Source organism: Geodermatophilus sp. CPCC 205506, from assembly GCF_051383635.1.
GTDB lineage: Bacteria > Actinomycetota > Actinomycetes > Mycobacteriales > Geodermatophilaceae > Geodermatophilus.
The window spans coordinates 46,938-68,038 of the sequence record NZ_JALPKP010000034.1 but is presented as its reverse complement, the minus strand read 5'-3'; the positions used below and the strand labels follow the sequence as shown (position 1 = coordinate 68,038).

The following is a 21,101-nucleotide window of genomic DNA, read 5'->3' as shown; positions in this document are numbered from 1 at the left end:
ATCACCGGCCGCTTTGAGCTCGATGCCGTCGGCGGGGAGAAGCTGCAGACCGCGCTGGAGGCGATCGTGCAGGCCGGCCGGTGCGCCGGAGACATCCGCACCCGCGCCCAGCAACTCGGCGACGCCCTGGTCCAGCTCTGCGACAACCAGTTGGCCACCGGCGGCCTGCCGGTGCTGCGGACGGTGAAGCCACACCTGGTGGTCCGGATCGACCTGCCCGACCTCGCCGGCCCGGGCACCGGCCGGCACACCGCCGAGCTCGGCTTCGGCGCCACCGTCTCCGCGGCCCGGGCCCGCTGGCTGGCCTGCGACGGCGCGGTGTCCCGGATCGTGCTGGGCCCCGACGGCGCGCCGCTGGACCTGGGCCGGGAGAAACGGGTGGTCACCGCGCACCTGCGCCGGGCGGTCGAGCACCGCGACCGGTGCTGCGTGTTCACCGGCTGCGGCGCGCCCACCCACTGGTGCGACGTCCACCATGTCCTGGAGTGGATCAACGGCGGCCCGACCAGCCTGGAGAACAGCGCGCTGCTCTGCGAGCGGCACCACACCAAGGTCCACCACGGCTTCCGGATCGAACGACAACCCGACGGCCGATGGCGCACCTGGCGCCCCGACGGCACCGAGATCCTCATCCACCCACCGCTGGACGCGGCCGCGTCATCACCGACGGCGGCTACCCCGGCCGGCGCACCCGGACCGGACCACGAGCGACCCGCACGTCCACGACCTCGCCCCGCTGGGTCACCTCCGCGCGGCCGGCGGCGGCCAGCCGCCCGGCAGCGGCGCGAGCGGCGGGCATCAGCTCCCGCCAGTCGTCAGGGTCGACGGCCCGGGCGGCCTCCGAGGGGCAGATCGACGCGCCCGCCTGCCGGTCGTCGAGCAGCTCCTCGATCGTTCGCTCGAGCCGGGCGTCGACGTCGTCCACACCGGTAGGGTGCGGGTGCGCCCGCGCCGCCGCCACTGGTGCCGGCAACCCCGCAGGAGCACGCTCGGAGCCGTGCGCCGGACGACGACCTGCCTGCTCACCGCGGTGGTGCTGCTGATGGCCGGGTGGGTCCTGGCCGTCCCCGCCTCGGCGTGCAGCTGCGCCGGTGAACCGCTGACCGCGCAGGTGGAGCGGGCCGACGCCGTCTTCACCGGCCGGCTGCTGTCCCGCGAGGTGGGCGGCGGGTCGAGCAGCACCGACCCCGCGCTGCACGTCTTCGCCGTCGACACGGTGTGGAAGGGCAGCGTGGCCGCGGAGCAGGGCGTCGTGTCCGCGGCGTCCGGGGCCAGCTGCGGGCTGGAGCTGGCCGGGGACGGTCCGTTCCTCGTCCTGGCCACCCGGTCGGCCGACCTCGACGAGGGGCAGCTGGCGGCCGACCTGTGCGGCGGCACGGCGCCGTGGGCACCCGAGCTGGCGGCCGAGCTCCAGGCCGCCACCGGCAGCGACGGGTCCGCCGGCCCGCAGCCCAGAGCCCCCGGCACGGAGCCGGCCGGTGGCGTCCGCGCCTGGGGGCTGGCCGCCGGCGCCGTCGCCGCCGGTCTCGTGGCGGGCCTCCTCCTGTTGGCCCGGCGGGCCGCGCGGTGAGGAACCACCACGCCGTGGCGGGCGACGGGGGCACCAGCCTGCTCGGCTGGGCGGTGCGCGGGGCGGCCGCCGGCGCGGCCGGCACCACCGCGCTCAACGCCGTCACGTACCTCGACATGGCGGTGCGCGGCCGGCCCAGTAGTTCCACGCCCGAGCGGACGGTGGAGACCCTGGCGGAGAAGGCACACGTGCCGATCCCCGGGGACGGCGCGACGCGGCAGAACCGGGTGCAGGGGCTGGGCCCCCTGACCGGGCTGGTCGCGGGGGTCGGCGTGGGTGTCCTGGTCGGGCTGGTGCGGGCGGCCGGCTTCCGGTCCCGGCCGCTGGTCGGCACGCTGCTCGTCACGGCCGTCGTCCTCGTCTCGACCAACGGCCCGATGACCGTGCTCGGCATCACCGACCCGCGCACCTGGTCGGCGACCGACTGGGTCAGCGACCTGGTGCCGCACGTCGCCTACGGCGCGGTGGTGACGACGACCTTGGACGCCTTCGACCGCTGAGGTGACCGCCGCTCAGTGCCGCCAGCCGCGCTCGTCCACCCCGCCGGGCACCGGGGCCTCCGGGTCGTAGGGCGTGCGGGTGAACACGAAGGTGCCGAGGTCGAGGTGGTCGTCGGCGATCCGCAGGGGCTCGCCGGCGTAGTACCCGTCCAGCCCGACCCAGGTGCCGTCGTCGTCACGGGTGAAGCGGCTGGCCCGCCCGGCCCGGCCGGGCATCGGGCCCAGGTGCAGCAGCCCCCCGGGCAGCGCGCGCAGCACGTGCGGCGCCGGGCCCCAGAACCAGACCCCGAGGCTCTCCAGCGGAACGGGAGGCGGTGACGGCGTCCACGGGTCGACGACCCGCGGCTCGGCGGCGCGCAGGTCGGCCAGCAGCCCGAACGCCACCGGCTCGGGGCCGCTCGTCGCATTGGCCAGCGAGACCGCCCCGGCACCCTCCTCGCGGTCGACGAACACGCCCGCGAGGAAGCCCGGCATAGAGCCGCCGTGGCCGACCAGCGTCCGCCCGTCGACCCGCATCACCTGCAGGCCCAGCCCGTAGGACGACCAGCCCGGCGCGGAGGCGTCCACCCCGGCAGGCACCGTCATCTCCTCGAGCGTCCCGGGATCGAGCACGTCACCGGTGTCGCCGAGCAGGAACACCGCGAAGCGGGCGAGGTCCGCCAGCGTGGCCCAGAGCTGCCCGGCGGCCGCCATCACGCCGGCGTCGTGCTCGGGCTCGGGGAGGACGACGTCGGCCCACGGGTGCACCGCGTGGCCGTCGGCGGCGGGGGCGACCGGCCGCAGCGTCGTCCGGCTCATGCCCAGCGGCGCCAGCACCTCGGCGCGGACGACCTCCTCCCAGGACCGGCCCCGGGCGCGCGCGACGAGCTCGCCGAGCAGACCGAAGCCGAGGTTGGAGTAGTGGAACCGGCGCGCGGCACCGAGGACGACGTGCTCCTCGCGCAGCTCCAGCTCCGCCAGCGAACCACCCGGCGTGCGCTCCCACCACCCGCCGGGGCTCTCCGCGGCCGCGCCGGCGACGTGCGCGAGCAGCTGCCCGACGGTGCGGCTGCCCAGCGGCGTGCCGGGCACGTGCCGGTCCAGCGGGTCGTCGAGGTGCAGCCGGCCCTCGTCGCGCAGCCGCAGCACCGCGACCGCGGTGACCGTCTTGCTGATCGAGCCGAGCCGGTACTGGACGTCGGTGTGCGGTTCGGGCACCGCCCCGCGCCCGGCCGACCACGCCAGCCCGCCGTCCCGGACCACGCCCGCGACGAGGCTGGGCGCCCGCCCGTCCCGCTGCACGCGGGCCACCCGGGCGAGCAGCTGGCGGGCGGTGGACGGCAGGACGGGCTCGGGCATGACCCGGAACGGTAGCGAGCCGCCGCGTCAGGAGGTCGGCACGGGCTCCGGCAGCGGCAGCCGCCCGGTGCGGGTGGCCCAGCGGTCGAACCAGAGCGTGGCCAGCGGCGGTACCGAGGCGGCGAGCGCGAGCAGTGCGGTGCGGGCGTTCCAGCGGAGCACCCGCGCGGCAAGCAGCGCCACGAGCACGTAGGCGACGAAGATCCCGCCGTGGATCGGGCCGAAGATCTGCACGCCGCGCTCGGAGGTCGCGAGGACCCACTTCACGAACATGCCGAACAGCAGGCCCACCCAGGAGCAGGCCTCGGCGAGGGCGACGGCGCGGAAGGCGAGGGCGACGGCGTGCGGTCTCATCACCCCCCATCCTCCCTGACGCGCCCGTCGCGGTACGCCGCGCCCCGCGGGGACAGCTCGTAGCCGACGGCGAGGCTGCGGGTCAGCCCGAGCTCTTTCAGCCGGCGGACGTCGCGCTTGAACGGCAGCGTCTCCCGGCCCAGCACGGCCGCCAGGTCGGGAGCGCGCACCCCGGGCCGCTCGGCGATCAGGTCGAGCACGGTGCGCGTCCACGGCCCGTCGGCGCGGGCGGCGTCCCACCGGTCCAGCCGGGCGTCGAGGGCGGCCCGCTCCTCCGGCGAGAAGGTCGCCCGCTCGCGCAGCGCCACGCGGGGGTCGGCGCCGGCGGCCCGCACCCGCATGCGGTAGACGTGCGTGCCGGGACGACGGTCGAGGAGGCGGAGCAGCCGGTCCCGCGAGGGGACGCCGGCGGCCGCGGCGTCGTCATCGGTGATGTCGGCGAGGTCCACCTCGGTGACGTCGACGATCTCGACCACCCCGGCCGGCGTGCGCTGGGTGCTGCCCGGGTGCATGCGCGGCCGGTCCCACCGGCGGAAGGCGAGCGTGACCGACCCGTCCATGATCGCGGCGGCGGTGGCCGGTGGGATCAGCACGGACGGATGCTGGCAGGGTCGACCGGCGTGCGGGGTCTGGCGCGGCGGGAGTTCTGCCTCGTCCTGCTCCGCCGGATGGCCGACGTCCGCCCCGATCTGGTCGCCGCGGCGCTGCCCCGGCTGGGCGCCACCCGGGGAGAGGCCCATGCCGCGCACACCCGCTGGCAGGCGCTGCAGCACTCGCCCCGGGCGCCGCGCGGGCTGGCGCTGCGGACCGCCGTCCTCGGGCCGCCCGACGAGGTGGAGGACCGCCGCTTCGGGGACCTCGACGTCCAGGTGCGGCGCTGGCCCCTGCCGCTGTGGCCGCACCTGTACTGGGAGGTGCTGTCCGGCCCCGGCGGGTCCGTGCTGAACGAGCACCTGGTGCCGGCGCCCGGCTCCCCCGTGCCGCCGGCACGGGCCGGCCGGCTGCTGGTCTGGGAGCACGTCCTCGACGACGTCGTCGGCCTGCCCGGCGCGGTGAGCGTCGACCCCGGCGTGGGAACCCGCTGGGAGGTGCACCTGCCCGGCGGAGTGCGGGCGCAGTTCGTGTGGGGGCTGCTCCAGCAGGTCAGCGGGCCGCCGCCGCGCTGACCGCGCTGACCGGGGCCTGCGACGTCAGCGGGCCGGACAGCAGCGAACTCAGCACCGCCGCGACCACGAGGAGGACCGCCAGGCGCGGCGAACCCGTCGCGAGCAGCGCGGCCGCCGCCGCGCCGAAGACCACCACCTTGGTGAGGACGGCGAGCACCGCGACCTGCACGACCGCCTGCGGTGCCGCGAACAGGCCCCACAGCAAGGCCGCGACCAGCGGCGCGCCGAGGGCGAACAGCCACCGGGTGGCCGTCGAGTCGCCCGCGGTCGCCCCCCAGTGGCCGAGGGCCGCCAGGGCCGCGAGTTCGGCGGCGAACGCGACGCCGGCCCACATCCACTGCCATCCCTGCGCCATGGTCGGCTCCTCTGCGATCATCGATCTGCTTCGAGAGCAGTGTTCACACCGCAGGACGCGACGTCAAGACCCGGACACAGCGGAGCCCCGGACGCACGCGGCGTCCGGGGCTCCGGGAGCGGACGGGGTCCTAGCCGGCGATGCGGTTGAAGCGCGGGGTCGCCCCCATGTCGTCGACGCTGGCGACCTTCACGACGTCGCCGGAGGTCGGCGCGTGGACCATCTGGCCGTTGCCCAGGTAGATGCCGATGTGGCTGACCGGGCTGTAGAAGGCGACCAGGTCACCAGGGCGGGCCTCGGCCCGCGAGACCGTCCGGCCCATCTGCGACTGCAGGCGGCTGGAGTGCGGCAGGCCGATCCCGGCTGCCTTGTAGGCGTAGAGCACCAGACCGGAGCAGTCGAAGGAGCCCGGCCCCTCGGCGGCCCACACGTAGGGCTTGCCGCGCTGGGCCATGGCGGCGTCGATCGCCTTCTGGGCGGCGGCGCTGTCGGCCACCACCGGACCGGCGGCGGCCGGCTCCTCGCGCTCCGTGCGGCTGGCCCGCTCCTGGCCGGCTCCGTGGGCGGTGGCCGCGGCCGCCAGGGCGGCGCGTCGCTCGTCGGCGCTGAGCCGCGCGTAATCGGCCTGGTAGGCGGTGATCTGCTCCTGCAACTCGGCCTGCTGGGCGGCGACGGCGTCGTACTGCTGCTGGGCCTCGTCCGCCGCCCGGTCCGCCTCGGCCTGCGCCTGCGCGGCGACCTCACCGGCGGAGGCGGCCTGCTCGATCAGCCCGTTCTGGTGGCCGGCGACGGCGTCGAGCAGGTTCACCCGGTTGACGAACTCGTCAGCCGAGCCGCTGGTCATCAGGGCCCGCAGCGAGCCCATGCTCTCGCCGGTGAACGCGCTGCGGGCGATGCCCCGCACCTGCTCCTGCGCGGCGGCCACGACCGCCTGCGCCTCGGCGACCTGCGCCGCGGCGGCCTGGGCGGCGGCCTGCTGGGCCTCGAGCTCCGAACGCGCCTCGTTGAACTGCTCGGTGACGACCTCCAGCTCGTGGCCGCGGGCGGCGACGAGGGCGGCGGCCTCCTGCGAGGAGCCCGGCGCGGCACCGGCCACGGCCGGGAGGAGCGAGACGCCGATGGCGCCGACGAGGACGACGGCGGCCCGTCGCCAGGCAGCGCGACGGGACGCGCGAGGGGTCGCCATGGTGCGGCGGCTCTCCGTTCTTCCGCAGGCCGCCTACCGGGTTAGCTGACGGGTTCGGACGGGAAGTCGCCCGGCGCGGCCGGCCGGAGGCCGGGCGCGCTTCACCCCAGTGCTGCGGTGGGTCCCCGGCCCGCACCCCCGGGGAGGAGGGAGAGGCTCGGCGGCGTCCGGGGAGTGTCACCCAGGGTGGTGACGGAGCGCCCCGCCGGACATACACACCGTAATGGCCGGAACTCCGCGGTGACAATTACCTGGATGTGATTTCGTGGACTCTCGCCTCGACTCCGCAGGCGGGTGGAGCACCTGGGACCGGTGGTGCGGGTGGGGTTTGGGCGGCCGCCCACGGGAGCACGGGGACCGCATGGATCTGCAGCGACCCCTCGTGGTGCCGGCCTCGTCGGGGCGCTCGCAGGGTGCGGCAGCACCGAGACCGGCGGCCACACCGACGCCGTGCGCCACGAGCAGGACGCGACCAGGGAGGACGGCTGACCGGCCGGTTACGGTCCGCCGGTGAGCGCGCGGAGCAAGTACGACGCCGTGGTCGTCGGAGCGGGGCACAACGGCCTGGTGGCCGCGGCCTACCTGGCGCAGGGCGGCTGGTCCGTCCTGGTCCTGGAGCGGCTCGAGCGGGTGGGTGGCGCCGCGGTCAGCCAGCAGGTCTTCCCGGGCGTCGACGTCCGGCTGTCGGCCTACTCCTACCTGGTCAGCCTGCTGCCCGACCGGATCGTCGCCGACCTCGGCCTGCAGCTCACGCTGGCCGACCGCGCGGTGGCCTCGTACACCGCCGTCGCCGGGGGGCGCGGCCTGCTGGTCGAGCGCGCCGAGGGACCGGCCACCACCGCGTCCTTCCGCGAGCTGACCGGCTCGGACGCCGAGCTGGCGGGCTGGCGCCGGTTGTACGGCCGGCTGGCCATCCTCGCCGAGGACCTCGCGCCCACGCTCACCGAGCCGCTGCTCTCCCCCGCCGAGCTGACCGGCCGGCTGCGCGACCCGCGGCTGTTCACCGACCTCGTCGAGCGGCCGCTGGCCGACGTGGTCGCCGACGACCTGCACCACGACGTCGTCCGCGGGGTCGCGCTCACCGACGGGCTGATCGGCACCTTCGCCGACGTCCACGCCGCCGACGGCCTGGCCGGGCGCTGCTTCCTGTACCACCTGATCGGCAACGGCACCGGGCTGTGGCGGGTGCCGGTGGGCGGGATGGGCGCGGTCACCGGGGCCATGGCCACCGCCGCCCGCGGCGCCGGCGCGGAGCTGGTCACGCGGGCGACGGTCACGGCGATCGAGCCGCGCGCCGACAGGGTGACCGTGCACTGGACCGACGGCGACGGCGCGGAGCGGGCGGCCGACGCCCGGTTCGTCGTCTCCGGCGCGGCACCCGAGGTGCTCGACCGGCTGACCGGCGCGGCGCCGCGGACGACGCCGGACGGCGCCCAGCTCAAGGTGAACATGGTGCTGGCCCGGCTGCCCCGGCTGCGCTCGGGCGTCGACCCCGCCGTCGCCTTCGCCGGCACCTGCCACGTCGACGAGGCGGCCGGCCGGCTCGACGCCGCCTACGCCCAGGCCGCCGCGGGGGAGCTGCCCGACGTCATCCCGTTCGAGGTCTACTGCCACTCGCTGTCCGACCCGTCGATCCTCGGGCCGGCCGAGCGCGCCGCCGGGTACCAGACGCTCACGCTCTTCGGCCTGCACACGCCGGCCGGGCTGTTCCGCGCCGACCCGGTGGGCACCCGCCGCGAGGCGGTGCGTCGGGTGGTGGCGCAGCTCGACGCGCACCTGGAGGAGCCGCTGCTGGACTGCCTGGCCCGCGACGCCTCCGGTGAGCCGTGCCTGCAGGCGGCCTCCCCGCTGGACGTCGAGGCGTCGCTGGCCATGCCGGGCGGCCACATCTTCCACGGCGACCTCGCCTGGCCGGTCGCGCCGACGCCGGCGGAGGCCGGCACGTGGGGCGTGGCGACGCCGCACCCGCGGATCGTGGCGGCCTCCTCAGGGGGCACCGTGCGCGGCGGGGCGGTCAGTGGCCTGGGCGGCTACGCCGCCGCCCGGCACCTGCTGGACCGGCGCTGAGGATGGGGTCGGCCGCGCGGCTGCGGACCGAGGCGTCGTCCCTGGTCCGCGGGGCGGGGCGGCGGCTGCGCGGCCGCGACCTCGCGCTGATCGCGGCCGGGCTCACCTTCTACGCCGGCGTCGCCGTGGTGCCGCTGCTGCTGGTGGCCTTCTCGCTGACCGCGCTGCTCACCTCGCCCGGCACCGTCCGTGACCTGGCCGGCCGGCTCGCCGACCTGCTGCCGCCCCAGCTGGGAGCACCGGAGGCGCTCCGGGCCCTGGCCGACGCGGGCGTCGCCATGGGCCCGCTCGACTTCGCGCTCGCGCTGCTCCCGCTCTCGCTCTACGGCGAGGGGCTGCGGCGGGCGCTGCTGCGGTTCACCCCGCGCCGGGACACCGACACGCTCACCGGCTGGCGCGGCCGGCTGCTCGGCCTGCCCCTGGTGCTGGCCACGCCGCTGCTGCTGTACCCGCTGCTGCTGGCCGCCTCCGCCATGGCCGACCTCACCGAGCGCGGCAGCGTGCTCGGGAGCTTCGCGGTCGGCTACTACTCGGTGCTGTTCGCGCTCACCGTGCCGCTGCTGTGGGGCTTCGGCGTGGTCGCCAGCGGGCGGCCGCGCTGGTCGGCCCTGGTGCCCGGGGCGCTGTTCACCGCGGCCTGCCTGTCGGGCTTCCTGCAGGGCTTCGTACTGTTCCTGTCCCTGCCGCTGGCGCTGGGCGCGCCGTTCGGCGGGCTGACCGTGGTCGGTGCGGTGGTGGCGATCAGCCTCTGGCTGTTCCTGTTGCACCTGGTGCTGATCGGCGGCTGGCTGCTCACCCAGTCCCTCGACGAGCGGATCCGCTCCGGTCAGCCGTCCCCGTCGTCCCCGTCGCCGTCCCCGTCTCCGTCGCCGTCGGCCGGTTCGGCAGGGGCGACCGGCGGGCCGCCACCGTCCGCGGGCGGTCCGGCGTCCTCGGGCGGAGCCTCCTCCGGTGGCGCCGGCTCGTCCGCCGGTGGCGGCTCCTCGGGCGTCGGCTCCGGCTCTGGTTCGGGCTCGCGCCGTGGCGCGACGTAGTCGGAGCCGTTGCTGACAAGGATCGAGACGACCTGCCCCTGCACCGCCCGGCCGCCGCGCGGCGGGCTGGTGCCCAGCAGGGTCCCGGCGGGACGGTCGCTGTCGATCCGGACGGTGGAGTGCTGGAAGCCCGCGTCGGACAGCGCCGACTCGCAGGCCCGGACCGAGGAGCAGCCGGGGACCGGCCGGGTGTTGCCGTTCTGCACGACCTCGTCGGCCGGCGGGAACTCCCCGCTGCCGCGGGCCTCGAGGATCGGGGCCATCGCGTCGCGCCAGATGGTGGCGCCCTTGCCGCCGCCGAACCCGCCGACGTCCTCGTTGCGCTTCGGGTTGAGCACCATGACGCTGGCGGTGATCTCGGGGGTGTAGCCGACGAAGGCGACCGAGAAGTTGTCCTGCGACGTCCCGGTCTTGCCGGCGATCTGGTGGCCGGGGACGTAGGCGCGGGTGCCGGTCGCCCCCGGGTTCCCGGGCTCGACGTCCTTGCGCAGCATCTGGTTGAGCGTGGTGGCCACCCCGGGGGGGATCGCCTCCGGGGTGCAGCGGTCGCCGACCGCCAGCGGCTCGCCGTCGGTCCCGACCGCCGGGTCCCCGTGCTGGTCGAGGACAGCGGTCACCGGGACGACGTCGCACTGCGTGCCGCTGGCCGCCAGCGTCGAGTACGCGCTGGCCAGGCCGAGCGGGCTGGTCGGCTCGGGACCGAAGGTGAACGACCCCCGGTTCTCGTCGATGACCCGCTGCGGCAGCTCGGGGTCGTTGAACTGGAACAGGCCCATCCGCTCGGCCATCCGCACCGGCTCCTCGACGCTGCCGAGAGCGTCCTCGAGGGCGAGGAAGTAGGTGTTGGACGACTGGTAGAGCGCGGTGGTCAGGTCCAGCGTCGGGCGGTAGGTGCCGGCGTTCTCCACGTCGTAGCGCCCGGCGCCGTCCCGGTAGACCCGGGAGACGTAGGAGTCGGACGTGGTGAGCGTGTAGAAGCTCGAGTAGCCGCGGGCCAGCGCGGCCGCCGCGACGAACACCTTGTAGGTGGAGCCCGAGCCCTGGCTGGGCGCGACGTTGAGGTTGAAGGACTCCTGCGCCGGGTCGTTCTTGTCGTAGCCGAAGACGCGGTTGACGCTCAGCGCCAGCAGGTGGCCGGTGCCCGGCTCCACCGCGCTGAACATGCCGGCCAGCGAGTCGCCCATCGGCAGGGTGTTGAGGACGGCGGCGTCCCCGGCGCGCTGCAGGTCGACGTCCAGGGTGGTCTGGATGACGTAGCCGTTGTTCTCCAGGGCCTCCTGGGTCAGCCCCAGCTCCTGGATCAGGTAGCGCTGCACGAAGTCGCAGACGAAGGCGCCGACGCTGGCCTGGACGCAGCCGCGGCGCGGCGCCGGGCTCGGGGCCAGGCCCAGCGGCGCGGCCTGGGCCTCCGTGGCCTGCGCGACGGTGACGTACCCCTGCTCGGCCATCCGGGAGAGGACCTCGTTGCGCCGCTGGGTCGCCGCCTCCGGGTTGGTGAAGGGGTCGTCGGCGGTGGGGCTCTGCGCCAGCCCGGCCAGCAGGGCGGCCTGGGGCAGGGTGAGCGCGGCCGCGTCGATGCCGAAGAACGCGCGGGCGGCAGGCTGCACCCCGTAGGCGTTCTGCCCGAAGTACACGATGTTCAGGTAGCGGGTGAGGATCTCGTCCTTGGAGTAGGTGTCCTCCAGCGCGAGCGCGACCCGCGCCTCGCGGAGCTTGCGGCCCACCGTCTGCTCGGTGGCGGCGCGGCGCTCCTCGGGGGTGTTCGCCGTCTGCAGCAGGGTCTGCTTGACCAGCTGCTGGGTCAGCGTCGACCCGCCCTCCTGCACGCCGCCGGCGGCCAGGTTGGTGAGCAGCGCCCGCATCGTCCCCTGGACGTCGAGGCCGTGGTGCTCGAAGAAGCGGGCGTCCTCGATGGCGACCATCGCCTGCTTCATGACGTCGGAGATCTGGTCGTGCTGGACCGGCGCACGGTTCTCGTCGTAGAAGTAGGTGATCGGCTCACCGTTGGCCGCCAGCAGCACCGTGTTGGCCGGCGGCGTGTCGATGGTGAGCTCCGTGGGGAGGTCACCGAGGAGGCTGGTCGACTGCTGGGCGGCCGCCAGGGGACCACCGACCCACGGGAAGAGGAGTCCTGCGACGAGTGCCCCGGCCGCGACGATGGTCGCGAGCAGCTTCAGCAACGTCGTGACCCGTGCGTCCGAGCGCAGGTCCATGGGCCCCCTTCCGTGGAGGCCCCCACTGGAACAGAGAAGCGCGTTGTCCACAACCACCCGCGCCGGATGCGCGGGAGGCTGATGTCGAAGCGTGAGGGGCCGCGGACGGCGGGTGGGGGAAGGCTACCGGCGCGTCACCCCCGGCCTCCCCAGCTGCTGGACCCGCGGCACCGCGAGGGCCAGCAGGACCGCGACGGCGAGCAGGACGGCCTTCTCGGCCGGCCCGGTGCCCACCGCGAAGACCAGCGAGACGGCCGTGACCAGCAGAACGGCGACGACGACGAGCAGTGCGGCGCGCACGACGGCCATGCCGGCATGGTGCTCTCCCCCGCCGCGGCCGACCAGGGCCGCAGGCCCCGTCCTCTGGACGCGGTCACCTCTCATTCCGCGAGCAGCGGGGGCAGGTCGCCCCGGTGCACCACGACCAGGGTGCTCACCGCCCGGGTGAGGACGACGTACAGCCGGTGCAGCCCGCGCGGCTCGGCGGCGGCGATCGCGGCCGGGTCCACGACGACGACCGCGTCGAACTCCAGGCCCTTGGCCAGCGACGCCGGGACGACGGTCAGCCGCTCCGCCTCGCCGTCCTCGGTGAGCACCGCGGCGGGCAGCCCGGATGCGGCGAGCGCCAGGGCCACCTCGGGGGCGGCGTCGTCGGCGCAGACGACGCCCACCGAACCGGGCGCGGCGACCAGCTCCCGGACGGCGTCGGCCACCGCGCCCCCGGGTCGGATCCGCAGCGACCCGGGTCCGCGGCGCACCGCCGTCGCCGCGGCCAGGCCCGGGGCGATGACCGGCAGCAGCCGGTTGGCGTAGTCCAGCACCTCGCCGGGCACCCGGTAGCCCCGGGTGAGCGGGCGGACGACGGTGTCCGGGCGGCCCAGGCCGGCGAGGGTCCGCCCCCAGTCGGCCGCCGCCCAGGGGCTGGTCGCCTGCGCCAGGTCGCCGAGCACGGTCAGGGAGCCCGCGGCCAGCCGGCGGGCGACGGCCCGGCACTGCATCGGCGAGAGGTCCTGCGCCTCGTCCAGCACGACGTGCCCGTAGCCACCGGTGCGCTCGATCAGCCCGGCCACCTCGTCGACGAGCACGGCGTCCGCGGCGGTCCACGGCGCGGTCCGCAGCGGGCCGGCCGGGCGGAGCAGCAGCTCGTGCTCGCCGTCGTCGAGCACGGTCCGAGCCGACCGCGCGAGTTGCGCCGGGTCGGTGAGCAGGGCGTGCACCAGCTCCGCCGCGTCGCGGGCCGGCCAGACCGCGTCGCAGAACGCCCGGACCTCGGGGCTGCGCGCGGCCCGGCGGGTCTCGGCGTCCGTCGGGCTGCCCCCGGCCTCCTCGGCCTGCCGGCGGGCGTCCTCGGCCAGGCCCATCGCCAGCCGGTCGCGGCCGGCGGCGTAGTGCACCGCGCGCTGGTCGTCGGCGGCCCGGCCGCGGCGGCGCAGGTCGTCGACGGCGCGCTTGAGCCGCTCGACCGGGACCCGGTACCGGCGCCCGGCCAGTGGCACCGCGACGTCGCCGGCCGGCTTGGCGATCGCGCCCCACAGCGCGCGGTGCAGCACCTCGGCCATGCGGGCGTCGCCCTTGAGGACGGCGGCCGCGGGCGGGTCCGCGGCCCGCACCGGCACCCGCGCGGTGAGCTCGGCGAGCGTCGTCTGGTCGACGTCGACCGCGCCGAGGGTGGGCAGCACCTGCTCGATGTAGCGCAGGAACGCCCGGTTCGGCCCGACGACGAGGACGCCGGTGCGGGCCAGCTGCCCGCCGTGCGTGTAGAGCAGGTACGCGGCCCGGTGCAGGCCGACGGCGGTCTTCCCGGTCCCCGGGGCGCCCTGCACGCAGATCGACTCGGCCAGCGGAGCCCGCACGATCGCGTCCTGGTCCGGCTGGATGGTGGCCACGATGTCGCGCATCGGCCCGCTGCGCGGCCGCTCGATCTCCTCCCGGAGCACCCGGCTCTCGCCGTGCGGCGAGCCCAGCAGCTCGTCCTCGTAGCCGGTGAGCTCGCCGTCGGAGAACCCGAACCGGCGGCGGCGGACCAGCCCCTGCGGATCGGCGGGGCCGGCCTGGTAGAACGGCCGGCTCATCGGTGCCCGCCAGTCGATGACGACCGGCCGGCCGGACTCGTCCCGGACGTGCCGGCGGCCGATGTGGAAGGTCTCCGTGCCGGTGTCGGTGCGGCCGAAGAACGGCGGCACCCCGGGATCGGCGGCCAGCGCGCGCAGCCGCTCCGCGCGGGCGGCGCCGAGTCGCTCGGCGGACCAGGGGTCGACGCCGGCGTCGTCGACCGCGCGGGTGGCGGCGCGCATGGCGGTCAGGCAGTCGGCCGCGTGCGCCAGGTGGGCGCGCTCGGCGGTGAGGACGGGATCGGGGGCGGGAGTCGTCTCGCTCGCTGCGGAGGACACGGTCGGAGGACGTTACGCCGTTCTGTCGCCGGGCTCCACGATGTGCACCTGCACCGCCCGGAACTGCTCGGGGGTGGCCAGGAGCACTGCCTTGGTCGGCTCCCCGACGTCCAGCGCCGGCTCCTGGCGCCGCGTGGCCAGGGCCCGCAACCGGGGGTCGGCAAGGACGGCGTCGACCAGCCCGCGGTCGCCGCCGGTGAACAGCGCCGCCACCTCCGCGGCGTGCGGGAGGAGCACGCGGACCGCGGTCTCGACGGCGGCGGTCACGACGGCATCGGTCTGGTGCCCGCGGCGGCGGGCGAACCGCTGCTGGCTCCACCCGCCCGCGGCGGTGCGGCCCTGGACCAGGCGGGCGTCGACCTTGGAGACGACCAGGTCGGCGCCGTCGAAGACACCGACCGCCCACCGCCCGCGGCGGACGAGCAGGACCGCCGCTCGGCGCGGGTGCCGGGCGGCCGCGGTGAACGACGTGAGCAGCGCCGGACCCGGCCGCCAGTCGAACGGCGCGCGCAGGGTCACCGTGGTGGTGTCCGCGCACACGAGCCGGACGGCGCCGTCGTCGGCCGCGACCCCGGTGAACGCCCCGTGCCGGTCGGCCACGCCGTCCAGCCAGCGGCCGAGCCGCTCGGGCGGCACCCCCAACAGGCGGCCGCCGCCGGCAGCTGGTCGGGGGCGGGTCACCGGCGGATCGTAGGCCGGGCCGGGGGTGGCCCGGGGCCGCCCGGGCCCGGCACGCTGGCGGGGTGACGACGCCCCGCCCGCTGCCCGACGTCCCCACCCGCATCGTCGCCGCCCCCATGGCCGGCGGCCCGTCGACCGTCGCCCTGGCCGAGGCGGTCGGGTCGGCCGGCGGGCTGGGCTTCCTGGCCGCCGGCTACCGCAGCCCCGAGCAGGTGGTCGGGGAGGTCGAGGCGCTGAGGGAGCGCAGCCGGGCGCCGTTCGGCGTCAACGTCTTCGCCCCCGTGCCCGAGCGGCCGGAGGAGGTGGCGCGGCTGGGCGCGTACGCCGAGCGGATCGCGGCCCGCGGCGCGCGGTTCGGCGTCCGGCCGGGCGCCCCCGAGCACTCCGACGACGCCTTCGCCGCGAAGGTGGAGCTGCTCGCCCGGTGGCGCCCGGCCGTCGTCTCCTTCGTCTTCGGCCTGCCTCCGGAGGCCGCGGTCGCCGCGCTGCACGACGCCGGCGTCCCGGTGTGGGTGACGGTCACCTCGCCGGAGGACGCCGCGGCGGCCACGAGCGCCGGTGCCGACGCGCTCGTCGTCCAGGGGTGGGAGGCCGGGGGGCACCGTGGCGGGTTCTCCGACGAGGAGCCGGCGCAGCTCGGCCTGCTGCCGCTGCTCGCGCGGGTCCGGCGGGTGAGCCCGCTGCCGCTGGTGGCGGCCGGCGGCATCGCCGACGGCGCGGGCGTCGCCGCCGTCCTGGCGGCGGGCGCCGCACTGGCCCAGCTCGGCACCGCCTTCCTGCGGACGCCGGAGGCCGGCACGTCGCCGGTGCACTCCGCCGCACTGGCCGAGCAGCGCCCGACCACGGTCACCCGCGCGTTCACCGGCCGCCGGGCCCGGGCCCTGGTGAACGACGCCGTCCGGGAGCTGGAGGGCGACGCGCCCGCCGCCTATCCGGAGGTGCACCTGCTCACCCTGCCGGTGCGGGCGGCGGCCCGCGCCGCCGGCGACCCCGAGGACGTCCACCTCTGGGCCGGCCAGAGCGCCGCCCTCGCCGAGGAGGTGCCGGCCGGCGAGCTGGTGCGGCGGCTGGCCGCCGAGGCCCGGGCGGCGCTGGACGCGGCGCCGCGGCCGCGCTGAGCTCAGTCCCGCGTGGTGGGCAGGCCGGCCGCCCGCCAGGCCTGGTAGCCGCCGACGACGTCGGTGGCGCGGTGCAGGCCGAGGGACCGCAGCGAGTCGGCGGCGAGGCTGGAGGAGTAGCCCTCGTTGCAGAGCACGATCACCTCGACGTCGTAGTCCGTCGCCTCCGGCAGCTTCGCGTCGCTGGCCGGGTCGAACCGCCACTCGATGTGGTTGCGCTCCACGATGAGCGCGCCGGGCACCTCCCCGTCGGCGTCCCGCTGGAACGCCGGGCGGGTGTCGACGAGGACGGCGCCGTCGGCCACGTGCGCGGCGGCCTCGGCCGGCTCCAGCCGGTGCAGGCGGGCGCGGGCCTCGGCGAGGACCTCGTCGATCGTCCTGGCGCCGGGCGGGCGCTCGGTGCTCATCGGGCCATCGCCGGCTCGGCGGCGTGCTCGGCCGGCACGTGCAGCACCCGCTGGTAGGCGCAGACGACGACGGCGGCGACCGCGGCGGCGACCGTGGCCACCAGGAAGGAGGCGTTGGCCCCGACCGAGTCGACGACCTTGCCCGCGATCGAGGTGCCGACCGCCACCCCGACGGCCAGCGAGGTGCCGAGCCAGGTGAACGCCTCCGTGGTCGCCGACCGGGGGACCAGCAGCTCGGCGAGGGTGAACGAGCTGATCAGCGACGGCGAGACGGCGACCCCGGCGATGATCACGAACGGGATCATGACCCACACGTCCTGGACGAGCAGGAGCGGGATGCTCAGCACGGTCATCAGGATCAGCACGACGGCCAGCCGGACCCGCAGCGGCGAGTGCCAGTGCACCGTGCCCCACCCGATGCCGCTGGCCATCGACCCGACGGCGAGGGCGGCGATCAGGACGCCGGACAGCGACTTCGCCCCCACTTCGTCGGCGAACGCGACCAGGGCGATCTCCAGCGTGCCGAGGATGGCGCCGACCGCCGCACCGACGACGAACAGCACCCGGATGCCGGCGGAGCGGATCGCCGAGGGGCCGGTGCGGGCGGCGTGCCCGTGCGGCGGCGGCTCGGTGCGGCCCTGGGCGGCGAACAGCAGGCTGCCGACCACGGCGAGGGTGAAGGCGGTGACCACACCGGACGTGGAGTGCCCGGTGGTCGAGAGGAAGGTGACCAGCACCGGGCCGACGATGAAGACGAACTCGTCGACCACCGACTCCATGGCCAGGGCGGCCGGCAACCGGTGGGTGCCGCGCAGCAGGTGGGTCCAGCGGACGCGGATCATCGAGGAGACCGGCGGGATGCACGCGCCGGCCACCCCGGCCGAGACGAAGACGATCCACAGCGGCCAGTCCTGCTTGACCGCCGGGAGGAACACGCAGCCGGCGGCCACGAACACGGCCACGACCGGGAGCAGCGTGCGGCGCTGCCCGTGGGTGTCGGCCCAGCGCCCGATGAGCGGACCGGAGATGGCGGTGGTCACCGCGCCGGTCGCGGCCACCACGCCGCCGAGGCCGTAGGACCCGGTCTCCGAGGCGATCAGCAGCACCGAGCCCAGGCCGACCATCGACAACGGCAGCCGGCCGACGAACGCGGCCAGCACCATCGGCACCGCGTGCGGGGTGCGCAGCACGTGCAGGTACGGATTGGGCACGGGGAGGGGCCTGTCGTCTCAGGAGGCGGTACGTCCGATCACGCTAACGGACCTGCCGCGCCGCGGCCGGTCGGCGCACGAACGCTCCGCCCGGCGCCGCTTCTGCGCGCCGACGGTGGCCCGGACAGCACGAGGCCCCGCTCCGGTCGCCGTTGACCGGAGCGGGGCCTCGTCAGGCCGGCTCTAGGCGAGCCGGTGCTCCAGGATGGCGAGCTCGTCCCACATCGTGCTGGGGAGCTTGTCGCCGAACTTCTCGAACCACTCGGTGATCTGCGGGACCTCGGCGCGCCACTCGTCCTTGTCGACGGCGAGCGCCTTCTCCACCTGCTCCAGGGTCATGTCCAGGCCGGAGATGTCGAGGGCGTCGGCGGTCGGCACGTGGCCGACCGGCGTCTCGACGGCGGCCGCGGTGCCCTCGAGCCGCTCGACGACCCACTTGAGGACCCGGCTGTTCTCGCCGAAGCCCGGCCACAGGAAGCCGCCGTCGGAGTCCCGGCGGAACCAGTTCACGTAGAAGATCTTCGGCAGCTTGGCGGCGTCGTGCGCCTTGCCGGTCTCCACCCAGTGCCGGAAGTAGTCACCGGCGTTGTAGCCGATGAACGGCAGCATCGCGAACGGGTCGCGGCGGACGACGCCGACCGCACCGGTGGCCGCCGCGGTCGTCTCGGAGGAGAGCGTGGCCCCCATGAAGACGCCGTGGTTCCAGTCGCGGGCCTCGGTGACCAGCGGGATCGTCGTCTTGCGGCGGCCGCCGAAGAGGATCGCCGAGATCGGCACGCCCTTCGGGTCCGGGTACTCCGGCGCCAGGATCGGGCACTGGGTGATCGGGGTGCAGAACCGGCTGTTCGGGTGGCTGGAGGGCTCGTCGCTCTCCGGCGTCCAGTCCCGGCCCTTCCAGTCGGTGAGGTGGGCCGGCGCGTCGTCGGTCATGCCCTCCCACCAGATGTCGCCGTCGTCGGTCAGGGCGACGTTGGTGAAGACCGAGTTGCCCTGCGCGATGGTGCGCATCGCGTTGGGGTTGGTGTCCCAGCCGGTGCCCGGCGCGACGCCGAACAGGCCGTACTCCGGGTTGAGGGCGTAGAGCCGGCCGTCCTCGCCGAAGCGCATCCAGGCGATGTCGTCGCCGAGGGTCTCGACCTTCCAGCCGGGGATGGTCGGCTCGAGCATCGCCAGGTTGGTCTTGCCGCAGGCCGACGGGAAGGCGGCGGCGACGTAGTAGGTCTTCTGCTGGGGGCTGGTCAGCTTGAGGATCAGCATGTGCTCGGCGAGCCAGCCCTCGTCGCGGGCCATGACCGAGGCGATCCGCAGCGAGTAGCACTTCTTGCCCAGCAGGGCGTTGCCGCCGTAGCCCGAGCCGTAGGACCAGATGGCCCGCTCCTCGGGGAAGTGCACGATGTACTTGGTGTCGCTGCAGGGCCAGGGGACGTCCTGCTGCCCCTCGGCGAGCGGGGCGCCCAGGGAGTGCATGGCCGGCACGAACGGGCGGTCGGTGCCCAGGGCCTGGAGGACGGTGCTGCCGATGCGGGCCATGACCCGCATGGAGACGACGACGTACTCCGAGTCGGTGAGCTCGACGCCGAACATCGGGTTCTCGGCCTCGACCGGGCCCATGCAGAACGGGATGACGTACATCGTCCGGCCGCGCATGCACCCGCGGTACAGCTCGGTCATGACCGACTTCATCTCGTCGGGGGCCATCCAGTTGTTGGTCGGCCCGGCGTCGGCCTCGTCGACCGAGCAGATGTAGGTGCGGTCCTCGACCCGGGCGACGTCACTGGGGTCGGAGGCGCACCAGAACGAGTTGGGCTTCTTCTCCAGGCGGGTGAACGTGCCGGCGTCCACGAGCTTCTGGGTGAGGCGCTCCCACTCCTCGTCCGTCCCGTCCACCCAGACGACCTGGTCGGGGGTCGTCAGCTCGGCCATCTCCTGCACCCACGCGAGCAGGCGGGCGTGCGTGGTGGGTGCGGAGTCGAGACCGGGGGTGGCCACGGAAGTCAACGGCGTCTCCATCCTCTGGGGAGCGACGGGCGGGAACCCGACAGGGGGTTGGTGCGGGTGACGGTCGGCCGGTCCGCCACGCCTCGCGCGGCGACCAGGACCTGGTGCGTCGAGGTTAGCGGCGCGACACCGGCCTGTAACCGTGAGAGATGTTACGTATAGGACGTCTACCCGATGGGCCCTAGGTCCCTGGTGTTCGCCCGGTCGTGTTCCCCGGGGCCCTACGGTGGGCGCCATGGCGCACCGGAGGGCGCTCGTCGCCGTCTCAGCGGTCCAGCTCGCGGCCGGCCTCGTCGGCCAGGTCCTCGCCCTGCGGCGGCGCCGCGCGTACGACGTCCCGTTCATGCACGGCGACCCGGCCCACGTCGGCCGGGACTCGCTGTGGTTCGGCACGTCCTACAGCGCGCCCTCGTACATGCTCGCCGCGCAGGCGTGGGCCGTCGCCCGCCTGGCCGCCGGACCGCACGAGCCGGCCCGGCAGGCGCTCCGGGTGCTCGGCACCGGGATGATCTCGGGCTACCTCATGGAGCGGTTCAACCGGCGGCTGCTGACCCCCGCGGGGCTCGACCCGGTCGAGACACCGATCGTGGTGGTCGGGCTGGCGGGCGCGGTCGCGATGGCCGTGCTGGGCCGGCCGGTCAGCCGGTGACGTCCCGACCGTAGCCCGGCCCGACCTCGGCCCAGAACGGCTCCCACGGCCCCGGCCCGTCCGCGCCGGTGATCTCGGCGTCGAGCATGTCGAGGTACCAGTGCCAACCGCCCGCGACGTCGGCGACGTCGGTCTCGGGGGCGAACCGCTGGCGGAACACCAGCACCGTGCGGCCGCCCTCCTCCGCCAGGTCCAGCTCGAGCCGCCAGGTCTCCCCCGGCCCCGCCGTGTCGACGACGAGACGCCGCGGTGGCGCGCACTCGACGATCGTCGCCGGCGAGCCGTCGGGCTCATCGACGCCTTCGTGGGTCATGAAGAAGAGGCCCTGCCCACCGGGCCCGCGCTCGCCCTCGTACCGGCCGATCCACCGGGCGAGCCGCTCGGGCTCGGTGACGGCGGCCCAGACGTCGTCGATCGGATCCGGCCAGGACCTGCGGAACTCCAGCAGCTGGCGGCCGTCGGCCTCCGCCGTCACCGTGCCCCGACGGTCACCGGCGGTCGCGTGCTCGCTCATGGGCGCTCTCCGTTCCTTCGTGCCCGCCGGCCGCGGGCGATCTCGGTGTCCAGTGCGTCCAGCCGCTGGGCCCACAGGTCCCGGTAGGGCTCCAGCCACTCGTCGAGCTCCCGCAGCGGGCTCGGATCGAGCCCGTAGAGGCGGCGGCGACCCTCGACCCGGCTGTGCACCAGCCCCGCCTCCCGCAGCACCCGCAGGTGTCGGCTGATCGCCGGGCGGCTCACCGGGAACCGGTCGGCGAGCTCGCCGGCGGCCAGCTCACCCCGCGCGAGCAGGGCCAGCAGCTCCCGGCGGGTCGGGTCGGCAATGGCCGCCAGCGCCTCCACGGGTTGATGGGTAACACGTTTGTT

21 protein-coding genes, 2 pseudogenes and 1 riboswitch are annotated in these 21,101 nt (G+C 75.7%); of the genes and pseudogenes, 8 read left to right on the top strand and 15 right to left on the bottom strand.

Annotated elements, in window-relative coordinates; translation table 11 throughout:
* Positions 1-66 precede the first annotated feature (66 nt).
* A pseudogene (locus MY520_RS18885) lies at positions 67-504 on the top strand (DUF222 domain-containing protein); the annotation flags it as partial.
* A gap of 169 nt (positions 505-673) precedes the next feature.
* Here the strand turns inward: MY520_RS18885 and MY520_RS18880 are convergent.
* Positions 674-925, bottom strand: a complete 252-nt coding sequence (locus MY520_RS18880) for a DUF3253 domain-containing protein (RefSeq protein WP_436694103.1) — start codon at positions 923-925, stop codon at positions 674-676.
* Positions 926-997: 72 nt separating this feature from the next.
* Here MY520_RS18880 and MY520_RS18875 point away from each other — a divergent pair, with 72 nt between their 5' ends.
* Together MY520_RS18875 and MY520_RS18870 are read left to right on the top strand one after the other, a co-directional pair.
* A complete protein-coding gene (locus MY520_RS18875; RefSeq protein ID WP_436694102.1) occupies positions 998-1,570 on the top strand; it encodes a hypothetical protein in 573 nt (190 codons plus the stop codon).
* 14 nt (positions 1,571-1,584) lie between these two features.
* A complete protein-coding gene (locus MY520_RS18870; protein ID WP_436694101.1) occupies positions 1,585-2,070 on the top strand; it encodes a hypothetical protein in 486 nt (161 codons plus the stop codon).
* A 12-nt stretch (positions 2,071-2,082) separates the two neighbouring features.
* On the opposite strand, the gene MY520_RS18865 is transcribed toward MY520_RS18870, so the two are convergent.
* Genes MY520_RS18865 through MY520_RS18855 form a run of 3 tightly spaced genes read right to left on the bottom strand, consistent with a single transcriptional unit; the run spans position 2,083 to position 4,355 of the window.
* Positions 2,083-3,408, bottom strand: a complete 1,326-nt coding sequence (locus MY520_RS18865; RefSeq protein ID WP_436694100.1) for a serine hydrolase domain-containing protein — start codon at positions 3,406-3,408, stop codon at positions 2,083-2,085.
* Positions 3,409-3,435: 27 nt separating this feature from the next.
* Positions 3,436-3,762 (bottom strand): DUF3817 domain-containing protein, encoded by a 327-nt coding sequence (locus MY520_RS18860; RefSeq protein WP_436694099.1) that lies wholly within the window; start codon positions 3,760-3,762, stop codon positions 3,436-3,438.
* On the bottom strand, positions 3,762-4,355 hold the full coding sequence (locus tag MY520_RS18855) for a hypothetical protein (RefSeq protein ID WP_436694098.1): 594 nt from the start codon (positions 4,353-4,355) through the stop codon (positions 3,762-3,764). The genes MY520_RS18860 and MY520_RS18855 overlap by 1 nt, the downstream gene beginning before the upstream one ends.
* A gap of 6 nt (positions 4,356-4,361) precedes the next feature.
* Between MY520_RS18855 and MY520_RS18850 the strand changes: the two genes are divergently transcribed.
* Positions 4,362-4,928 (top strand): hypothetical protein, encoded by a 567-nt coding sequence (locus MY520_RS18850; RefSeq protein WP_436694097.1) that lies wholly within the window; start codon positions 4,362-4,364, stop codon positions 4,926-4,928.
* Here MY520_RS18850 and MY520_RS18845 read toward each other — a convergent pair.
* Both MY520_RS18845 and MY520_RS18840 read right to left on the bottom strand, forming a co-directional pair.
* Entirely contained in the window at positions 4,906-5,283 is a 378-nt protein-coding gene (locus tag MY520_RS18845) for a DUF2568 domain-containing protein (RefSeq protein ID WP_436694096.1), read from the bottom strand. The genes MY520_RS18850 and MY520_RS18845 overlap by 23 nt on opposite strands.
* 130 nt (positions 5,284-5,413) lie before the next feature.
* Complete coding sequence (locus MY520_RS18840) at positions 5,414-6,469, bottom strand: C40 family peptidase (protein ID WP_436694095.1); 1,056 nt, start codon at positions 6,467-6,469, stop codon at positions 5,414-5,416.
* A 15-nt stretch (positions 6,470-6,484) separates the two neighbouring features.
* A riboswitch (cyclic di-AMP (ydaO/yuaA leader) is annotated at positions 6,485-6,628 on the bottom strand.
* A 351-nt stretch (positions 6,629-6,979) separates the two neighbouring features.
* On the opposite strand from MY520_RS18840, the gene MY520_RS18835 reads away from it, so the two are divergent.
* Both MY520_RS18835 and MY520_RS18830 read left to right on the top strand, forming a co-directional pair.
* Entirely contained in the window at positions 6,980-8,536 is a 1,557-nt protein-coding gene (locus MY520_RS18835; protein WP_436694094.1) for a phytoene desaturase family protein, read from the top strand.
* A gap of 2 nt (positions 8,537-8,538) precedes the next feature.
* Positions 8,539-9,291 (top strand): annotated as a pseudogene (locus MY520_RS18830) (YhjD/YihY/BrkB family envelope integrity protein); the annotation flags it as partial.
* Between the two features lie 71 nt (positions 9,292-9,362).
* Here MY520_RS18830 and MY520_RS18825 read toward each other — a convergent pair.
* From MY520_RS18825 to MY520_RS18810, 4 genes are all read right to left on the bottom strand, one after another.
* Positions 9,363-11,783 (bottom strand): transglycosylase domain-containing protein, encoded by a 2,421-nt coding sequence (locus MY520_RS18825; protein ID WP_436694093.1) that lies wholly within the window; start codon positions 11,781-11,783, stop codon positions 9,363-9,365.
* A 123-nt stretch (positions 11,784-11,906) separates the two neighbouring features.
* Positions 11,907-12,092: a hypothetical protein gene (locus MY520_RS18820; RefSeq protein WP_436694092.1), complete on the bottom strand. Its 186-nt coding sequence runs from the start codon at positions 12,090-12,092 to the stop codon at positions 11,907-11,909.
* 71 nt (positions 12,093-12,163) lie between these two features.
* Positions 12,164-14,173 (bottom strand): HelD family protein, encoded by a 2,010-nt coding sequence (locus MY520_RS18815; RefSeq protein ID WP_436694091.1) that lies wholly within the window; start codon positions 14,171-14,173, stop codon positions 12,164-12,166.
* Between the two features lie 12 nt (positions 14,174-14,185).
* Positions 14,186-14,854 (bottom strand): acVLRF1 family peptidyl-tRNA hydrolase, encoded by a 669-nt coding sequence (locus MY520_RS18810; protein ID WP_436694090.1) that lies wholly within the window; start codon positions 14,852-14,854, stop codon positions 14,186-14,188.
* A gap of 62 nt (positions 14,855-14,916) precedes the next feature.
* Between MY520_RS18810 and MY520_RS18805 the strand changes: the two genes are divergently transcribed.
* Positions 14,917-15,972: a nitronate monooxygenase gene (locus tag MY520_RS18805; protein WP_436694089.1), complete on the top strand. Its 1,056-nt coding sequence runs from the start codon at positions 14,917-14,919 to the stop codon at positions 15,970-15,972.
* 2 nt (positions 15,973-15,974) lie between these two features.
* Here MY520_RS18805 and MY520_RS18800 read toward each other — a convergent pair whose 3' ends face one another.
* The 3 genes from MY520_RS18800 to MY520_RS18790 form a co-directional block, all read right to left on the bottom strand.
* Positions 15,975-16,379, bottom strand: coding sequence for a rhodanese-like domain-containing protein (locus tag MY520_RS18800; RefSeq protein ID WP_436694088.1), 405 nt, complete (start codon positions 16,377-16,379; stop codon positions 15,975-15,977).
* Positions 16,376-17,590: an MFS transporter gene (locus MY520_RS18795; RefSeq protein ID WP_436694087.1), complete on the bottom strand. Its 1,215-nt coding sequence runs from the start codon at positions 17,588-17,590 to the stop codon at positions 16,376-16,378. The genes MY520_RS18800 and MY520_RS18795 overlap by 4 nt, the downstream gene beginning before the upstream one ends.
* A gap of 183 nt (positions 17,591-17,773) precedes the next feature.
* Positions 17,774-19,579: a phosphoenolpyruvate carboxykinase (GTP) gene (locus tag MY520_RS18790; RefSeq protein ID WP_436694104.1), complete on the bottom strand. Its 1,806-nt coding sequence runs from the start codon at positions 19,577-19,579 to the stop codon at positions 17,774-17,776.
* Positions 19,580-19,823: 244 nt separating this feature from the next.
* On the opposite strand from MY520_RS18790, the gene MY520_RS18785 reads away from it, so the two are divergent.
* Positions 19,824-20,237 (top strand): hypothetical protein, encoded by a 414-nt coding sequence (locus MY520_RS18785; protein ID WP_436694086.1) that lies wholly within the window; start codon positions 19,824-19,826, stop codon positions 20,235-20,237.
* Here the strand turns inward: MY520_RS18785 and MY520_RS18780 are convergent.
* Positions 20,227-20,751, bottom strand: coding sequence for an SRPBCC family protein (locus MY520_RS18780; protein WP_436694085.1), 525 nt, complete (start codon positions 20,749-20,751; stop codon positions 20,227-20,229). The genes MY520_RS18785 and MY520_RS18780 overlap by 11 nt on opposite strands.
* A complete protein-coding gene (locus MY520_RS18775) occupies positions 20,748-21,077 on the bottom strand; it encodes an ArsR/SmtB family transcription factor (RefSeq protein WP_436694084.1) in 330 nt (109 codons plus the stop codon). Before MY520_RS18775 ends, MY520_RS18780 begins: the two co-directional genes overlap by 4 nt.
* Positions 21,078-21,101 lie beyond the last annotated feature (24 nt).